The organism is Streptomyces sp. SolWspMP-5a-2 (genome assembly GCF_900091845.1).
Classification (GTDB): domain Bacteria; phylum Actinomycetota; class Actinomycetes; order Streptomycetales; family Streptomycetaceae; genus Streptomyces; species Streptomyces doudnae.
This window is the reverse complement of sequence record NZ_FMCI01000131.1, coordinates 1-5,727: the sequence shown is the minus strand read 5'-3', so window position 1 is coordinate 5,727 and position 5,727 is coordinate 1. Positions and strand designations below refer to the sequence as shown.

Below are 5,727 nucleotides of genomic sequence, written 5' to 3'. Positions count from 1 at the left end.
GCCCGCCCTATGCTTCTACGCGCTTGTAGAGAACGACCTCACATCACGTACGCAAGGGAGTGAACGCCGCGATGGTGTTCAAACGGCTGCTCGGATCGCTCGGCGTGGGCGGACCCACGGTGGACACGGTCCTCGACCCCGGCGCGGCCCTGCCGGGCGGCAACCTGTCCGGGCGGGTCCATCTCAAGGGCGGCAACGCCGACTTCGACATCGACCACATCACCCTGGAGCTGGTCGCGCGGGTCGAGGCCGAGCACGACGGCGGGGAGAGCGAGGGCGTCGTCGCCTTCGAGCGCTTCACCGTCGGCGGCGGCTTCCGGCTCGCGGCGGGCGAGGAGCGCGCGGTGCCGTTCGGCGTCGCGCTGCCCTGGGAGACGCCGATCACCGAGCTGTACGGGCAGCCGCTCGGTATCGTCCTCGGCGTGCGCACCGAACTCTCGGTCGCCGGGGCCAAGGACAAGGGCGACCTCGACCAGCTCACCGTCGGCCCGCTGCCGGTCCAGGAGGCGGTCCTGGAGGCGCTCGGCCAGCTCGGGTTCGGCTTCCGCACCGCCGACCTGGAGTACGGGCGCATCGGCGGCACCGACCAGCGGCTCCCCTTCTACCAGGAGATCGAGCTGACCCCGGCGCCCCAGTACGCCCACCAGGTCAACGAGATCGAGGTGACCTTCCTGGCCGGACCCGGCGGCGTGGACGTCGTCCTGGAGGTTGACAAGCGCGGCGGACTCTTCGGCGGCGGTCACGACACGCTGGTCCGCCACACGGTCGGCCACCACGACGTCCGCGACTGGAACACCGAGGTCGACGGCTGGCTGCGCCGGCTGATCGAGCAGCGCGCGTCGTACGGCGGCCACCACGGTCAGCCGGGCCACTCCGCGCACGGCGGGTACCAGGGGCACGACGGCCACCACGGGTACGACGGGCACCACGGGCACCACGACGAGCAGCGCAGGTCGGGACCCGGTATGGGCACCGCCATCGCGGCGGGCGCGGCCGGGCTCGCGGTCGGTGTCGTCGGCGGCATGGTCGCGGCCGAGGTCGTCGACGAGGTGGGCGACTTCTTCGAGGGCGACGACGAGGGCGGCGAGGACTGACGGCGCGCCCGCACGGCACACCGCGGGGCCCGGTCGCACGTCGGCCGGGCCCCGCGGCGCGTGCACGGTCCGGCGCTCCGGCGCGGGCCCGAGCCCCTGTTGCATGTTCTATGGCATAGAGCATAATCAGGTCCGTCGGGGCAGCAGAGGCCAGGAACTCACCGGACGGCGGTGGCGGCATGAGTCCGCGCAGGAGCGACAGCCGGGAACGGATGGTGCGCAGCGCCGCCGTCCTGCTGCGCGAGCAGGGCACGGGCGGCACCAGCATCGACCGGGTCCTCGCCCACAGCGGCGCCCCGCGCGGCTCCGTCTACCACCACTTCCCCGGCGGCCGCACCCAACTGATCGACGAGGCCGTGCGGTTCGCCGGTGACTACATCGCCGGGCGGATCGACACCGCCGTCGCGACGGACGACCCGGTGGGGGCCGTCGACGCGGTCTTCGCGCTGTGGCGGCGCTGGCTGCTGGAGAGCGGCTTCCGCTCCGGCTGCCCGATCGTCGCCGTCGCCGTGGAGCCCCACGACGACGCGCCCCGGCTCGTCGACTCGGCCGCCGAGGCGTTCGCCCGGTGGCGTGCCGCGCTGACCGGGCTGCTGGTCAGGCACGGGGTGCCGCAGGATCGGGCCGCGCGCCTCGCCGTCCTCGTCGTCGCGGCGCTCGAAGGAGCCGTCGTGATGTGCCGCGCCGAACGCGGCATCGAACCCCTGGACGCGGTCGCCGAGGAGACCCGGGACCTGCTGGCCCGGACGCTCGGCGCGGCGCCCGGAACGCCGTCCGGCCCGGACGAGCGGCACCTCACCCAGGAGCAGAACCCATGACCACCACCGACCTCACCGGCGCCACCGACGGCACGGACGGCGTCCGTCCGCCCGACCTCTCCGGGCTCCCGGGGCTCGAAGCGCTGCGCCTGATCCAGGCGGGCGGCCCCGGCGAACCCGGCGCCCCCTTCATCGGACGGCTGCTCGGCATGCGGTTCGACGAGGTGGAGCACGGCCGGATGGTCATCTCCCTCTCCACCCGCCCGGAGTTCGCCAATCCGCTCGGCACGGTCCACGGCGGCATCGCGGCCACCCTCCTGGACTCCGTGATGGGCTGTGCGGTGCACACCACCCTCCCGGCGGGCGTCGGCTACACCACCCTCGAACTGAAGGTGAACTACATCCGCGCCGCCGACACCCGGGGCCAGACCCTCACCGCCGAGGGCTCGGTCATCCACGTGGGCCGCAGCACCGCCACCGCCGAGGGCCGGGTCCACGACGAGAACGGCAGGCTGATCGCGCACGCCACCACGACCTGCCTGATCCTGCGCCCCGACGGCGACGCGGGACGCTGAACCGGCGAGCCGCCCGGCAGGGTCCCGGCACCCGATCGTCGACGCCGGGACGCGTGCCCGGCACCCGCGCGTCCCGCCGCGGTGACAGGATCGGCCGCATGACGGACGAGAAGGCGGTCGGCGTGGGCACGGACCCGGACATCCCCCTGGAGCGGGCCCTCGAAGTCGCGACGGGACTCGCGGCCTGGGCGGCGCGGACCATCCGCGAGGCCGGTGCCGGTGCTCCCGTGCACGACGTGCGGGAGAAGGACGGTCCCGCGGACATCGTCACCGACACCGACGAACGGGTGGAGCGGCACGTCCGCGAGGTGCTCGGCGCGGCCTTCCCCGAACACGGCGTCGTCGGCGAGGAGTACGGGGTGACGGAGGGCGCCCCGGACGCCCCGCACTGGGTGGTCGACCCGGTCGACGGCACCACCAACTTCGCGCACGGCATCGGCTGGTGCTCCTTCTCGCTGGGGCTGGTCGCGCCCGACGGCACCCCGCTGGTGGGCGTGGTGGCCGACCCCTGGCGGGGCGAGACGTTCACGGCGGTGCGCGGCGCGGGCGCCCGGCTCGACGGCCGTCCGATCCGGGCGGCCGGGCACACCACGCTCACCGGCCGTGTCTTCCTCACCGAGTGGGCGGCCCACGCCCACTGGCCCGGCATGGACGCGCTCCTCGCCGCACTCGCCGAACGGCACTGCACGGTACGGGTGATGGGCTCCACCGCCCTGTCCCTGGCGCAGGTGGCCGCCGGACGGGCCGCCGCGACGGCGATCGGCGAGTTCCACCACGTCGACGGCCTGCCCGCGATGCTCGTCGCGACCGAGGCGGGAGCCGTGGCCCTGCCCGAAGTCCCGGTGTACGACCGGCCGTTGCTGCTGGCGGCGCCGGGCGTCGCGGCGGAGGCGGCCGAGTTGCTGCGCCGGGCGGGCGCCTGACGGGCTGTCGGCCGCCGCCGACGGTCGCCTGATGACGCTCCGTCAGTTCTCGTTCCCGGGCAGGACGTACAGGTGGGGGAGGTTCACCACGACCGCCTCCTGGGTGGAGCGGGCGATGACCACCACCGCCTCCTCGCGCGGGTCGGGGTTCTCCTCGCGGTGCGGCACGTACGGCGGGACGAAGATGTAGTCGCCGGGGGAGGCGCGCAGCCGGACCTCGCCGCCGTCGTCCAGGAAGACGAACTCGGGGTGGCCGCTCACCACGTGGATCGCGGTCTCCGAGGCGCCGTGGTGGTGGTCGGAGCTGGCGGTGGCGGGTGCCACGTGGGTCTGCCCCATCCAGAGTTTCTCCGAGCCGACGGTCCGCCCGCTGATCGCGGCGAACCGCCGCATGCCCCCGGTCTGGGCGGTGTCGCCGTCCAGGGCGTCGGCGCGGATGTGGTGCAGCCGGGTGCGCAGGGGCGCCGACGCTTCGGCCGGCGCCTCGTGCAGATGGGGGTGGAAGCCCTCGCCGGGCTCCGTCAGGGGCTCGCTCATGGCCGGGACGCTAGGACCCGCGCGAAAAGGATGTCAAGAGGTGGCTATTAGGCTTCACCTGCGGCAATGTTCCCGCAACGAAGGGACGGCCGCGTCGGAAGCAGCCTCGGCGGCGGGGCGCTGCGGCATGATGGGCCCATGTACATCTCCGCGAAGGCGGACTACGCCACCCGGGCCCTGCTGGAGCTGGCCCGCCATCCCGACCGCCCGCTGACCTGCGAGGCCGTGGCCTCCTCGCAGGAGATCCCGTTCCGGTTCCTCAAGTCCGTGGTGAACGAGCTGCGCAAGGCCGGACTCGTGCGCAGCCAGCGCGGCTGCGAGGGCGGCTACTGGCTGGGCAGGCCCGCCGCCGACATCACCCTGCTGGACGTCGTGCGCGCCGTCGACGGCGACCTGATCACCCTGCGCGGCGCGCCCCTCGCCGGGCTCGACTACCCCGGTCCCGCCGCCGGACTGCCCGACGTGTGGCGGCGGATCGAGGCCGACACCGCGGCCGTCCTCGCCGGGGTCGACCTCGCCTCGCTGCTGCCCGCCCCCGCCCTCGGACAGGGCGCCGCGTGAGCGCCGGGCCGCCCGCGCCGCTCGAAGTCGTCGAGTACACCGACCCGTTGTGTCCCTGGGCGTGGGGCTCGGAACCCGTCTTCCGGCGGCTGCGGGGAGCGCTCGACGGCCAAGTCCGCTGGCGCCGCGCCTACGGCGTCCTCTTCGACCACGACGACGACCCGGCCCCCGACCCCGCCGCCGAGACCGCCTGGTACGCCCGGTACGTGGCCGGGATCGCCGCGCACACCGGAGCGCCCCGCGCGGCCGCGCTGACCCGGGTGGCGGCGAGTTCCTGGCCCGCCTCGCAGGTCGCCAAGGCCGCCGAACGGCAGGGCGCCGAGATCGCCGACCGGGTCCTGCGGCGGCTGCGGGAGAGCGTGTTCGTGCTCGGCGACCCGGCGGACACCGTGGCCCGCGCGCTCGACGCCGCGCGAGGTGTGCCGGGGCTCGACGCGGACCGGCTGGCCGCCGACGCGGTCGCCGACGAGGTCGTGGCCGCGGTGCGGGCCGACCGGGCGGAGGCGCGCGCGCCGCTGCCAGAGGCGTTCGCCCCACCGGGCGGCTCGCCGCACCCGGGCGCCGTCAAGGAGACCCCGGACGGCGAACTCCGGTACGCGCTGCCGACGTTGGTGGTGCGGGGCGCGGCGGGGCACCGGGTGGTCGCGGGCTGGCGGCCGTACGAGCAGTACGCGGCGGCCGTCGCCGAGCTGTCTCCCGGGCTGCCGTGCGCGCCGGTGCCGCCCGCGCCGGAGGAGGCGCTGGCCCGTCACCGCAGCCTGACCGGGCCCGAGTCGGCCGTCCTCGCGAGGGGCGTCTGGCCGCCGCCGCACGCCGTCCGGGTGGACACCGCGGGCGGCCCGCTCTGGCTGCATCCCGCCGAGGCCGCCACCCACCCGGCGCTGCGACCTGGGGTTTCACCCCCGCGCTGAGACCGCACCGGCCCGGTTGGGGCGACCGTCCGGCCAATGAGACACCCACAGGTGTCCATTGACAGTGGCTCGGAACCCACCCCAGGATGATGCCCATGCTCACGACGCCCCCCGCAGTGGTGTGCCGCTACGTGGATCTGCGGCGCACCTGTAGCGCCCTCTGTCGCTGACCGCCGGCAGACCACGGGCGGCCCTCTCCTGACGCCCGCCCGGCGCGGGCCGCCCGCCACCGCCGTCAGCACACCGCCGCGCCCGCCGCGCCCGCCGTGCCGCGCGGCCCGCATCCCCGCACCCCGGCCTTCCCGGCTCCCGAGAGCCCTTTTCGCCGTCCCGTGCCCCGGTCCGCCCCCGCGAACCCGCCACCCACC

At 75.3% G+C, this 5,727-nt stretch carries 7 protein-coding genes; 6 read left to right on the top strand and 1 reads right to left on the bottom strand.

Annotated features, from left to right (window positions below):
- Nucleotides 1–71 precede the first annotated feature (71 nt).
- From GA0115242_RS12720 to GA0115242_RS12705, 4 genes are all read left to right on the top strand, one after another.
- The gene (locus GA0115242_RS12720) at nucleotides 72–1,094 is read left to right on the top strand and encodes a sporulation protein (protein ID WP_093827741.1); all 1,023 of its coding nucleotides are present in this window, start codon (nucleotides 72–74) and stop codon (nucleotides 1,092–1,094) included.
- 179 nt (nucleotides 1,095–1,273) lie between these two features.
- Nucleotides 1,274–1,912, top strand: coding sequence for a TetR/AcrR family transcriptional regulator (locus tag GA0115242_RS12715; RefSeq protein ID WP_237549011.1), 639 nt, complete (start codon nucleotides 1,274–1,276; stop codon nucleotides 1,910–1,912).
- Nucleotides 1,909–2,427: a PaaI family thioesterase gene (locus GA0115242_RS12710; RefSeq protein WP_093827737.1), complete on the top strand. Its 519-nt coding sequence runs from the start codon at nucleotides 1,909–1,911 to the stop codon at nucleotides 2,425–2,427. Before GA0115242_RS12715 ends, GA0115242_RS12710 begins: the two co-directional genes overlap by 4 nt.
- Before the next feature lie 98 nt (nucleotides 2,428–2,525).
- On the top strand, nucleotides 2,526–3,350 hold the full coding sequence (locus tag GA0115242_RS12705; protein WP_093827735.1) for an inositol monophosphatase family protein: 825 nt from the start codon (nucleotides 2,526–2,528) through the stop codon (nucleotides 3,348–3,350).
- 42 nt (nucleotides 3,351–3,392) lie between these two features.
- On the opposite strand, the gene GA0115242_RS12700 is transcribed toward GA0115242_RS12705, so the two are convergent.
- Nucleotides 3,393–3,887 (bottom strand): cupin domain-containing protein, encoded by a 495-nt coding sequence (locus GA0115242_RS12700; RefSeq protein WP_093827733.1) that lies wholly within the window; start codon nucleotides 3,885–3,887, stop codon nucleotides 3,393–3,395.
- 138 nt (nucleotides 3,888–4,025) lie between these two features.
- Here GA0115242_RS12700 and GA0115242_RS12695 point away from each other — a divergent pair, with 138 nt between their 5' ends.
- Both GA0115242_RS12695 and GA0115242_RS12690 read left to right on the top strand, forming a co-directional pair.
- Nucleotides 4,026–4,448 (top strand): RrF2 family transcriptional regulator, encoded by a 423-nt coding sequence (locus tag GA0115242_RS12695; RefSeq protein ID WP_093827731.1) that lies wholly within the window; start codon nucleotides 4,026–4,028, stop codon nucleotides 4,446–4,448.
- Nucleotides 4,445–5,359, top strand: coding sequence for a DsbA family oxidoreductase (locus GA0115242_RS12690; protein WP_093827729.1), 915 nt, complete (start codon nucleotides 4,445–4,447; stop codon nucleotides 5,357–5,359). The genes GA0115242_RS12695 and GA0115242_RS12690 overlap by 4 nt, the downstream gene beginning before the upstream one ends.
- The last annotated feature ends 368 nt before the right edge of the window (nucleotides 5,360–5,727 follow it).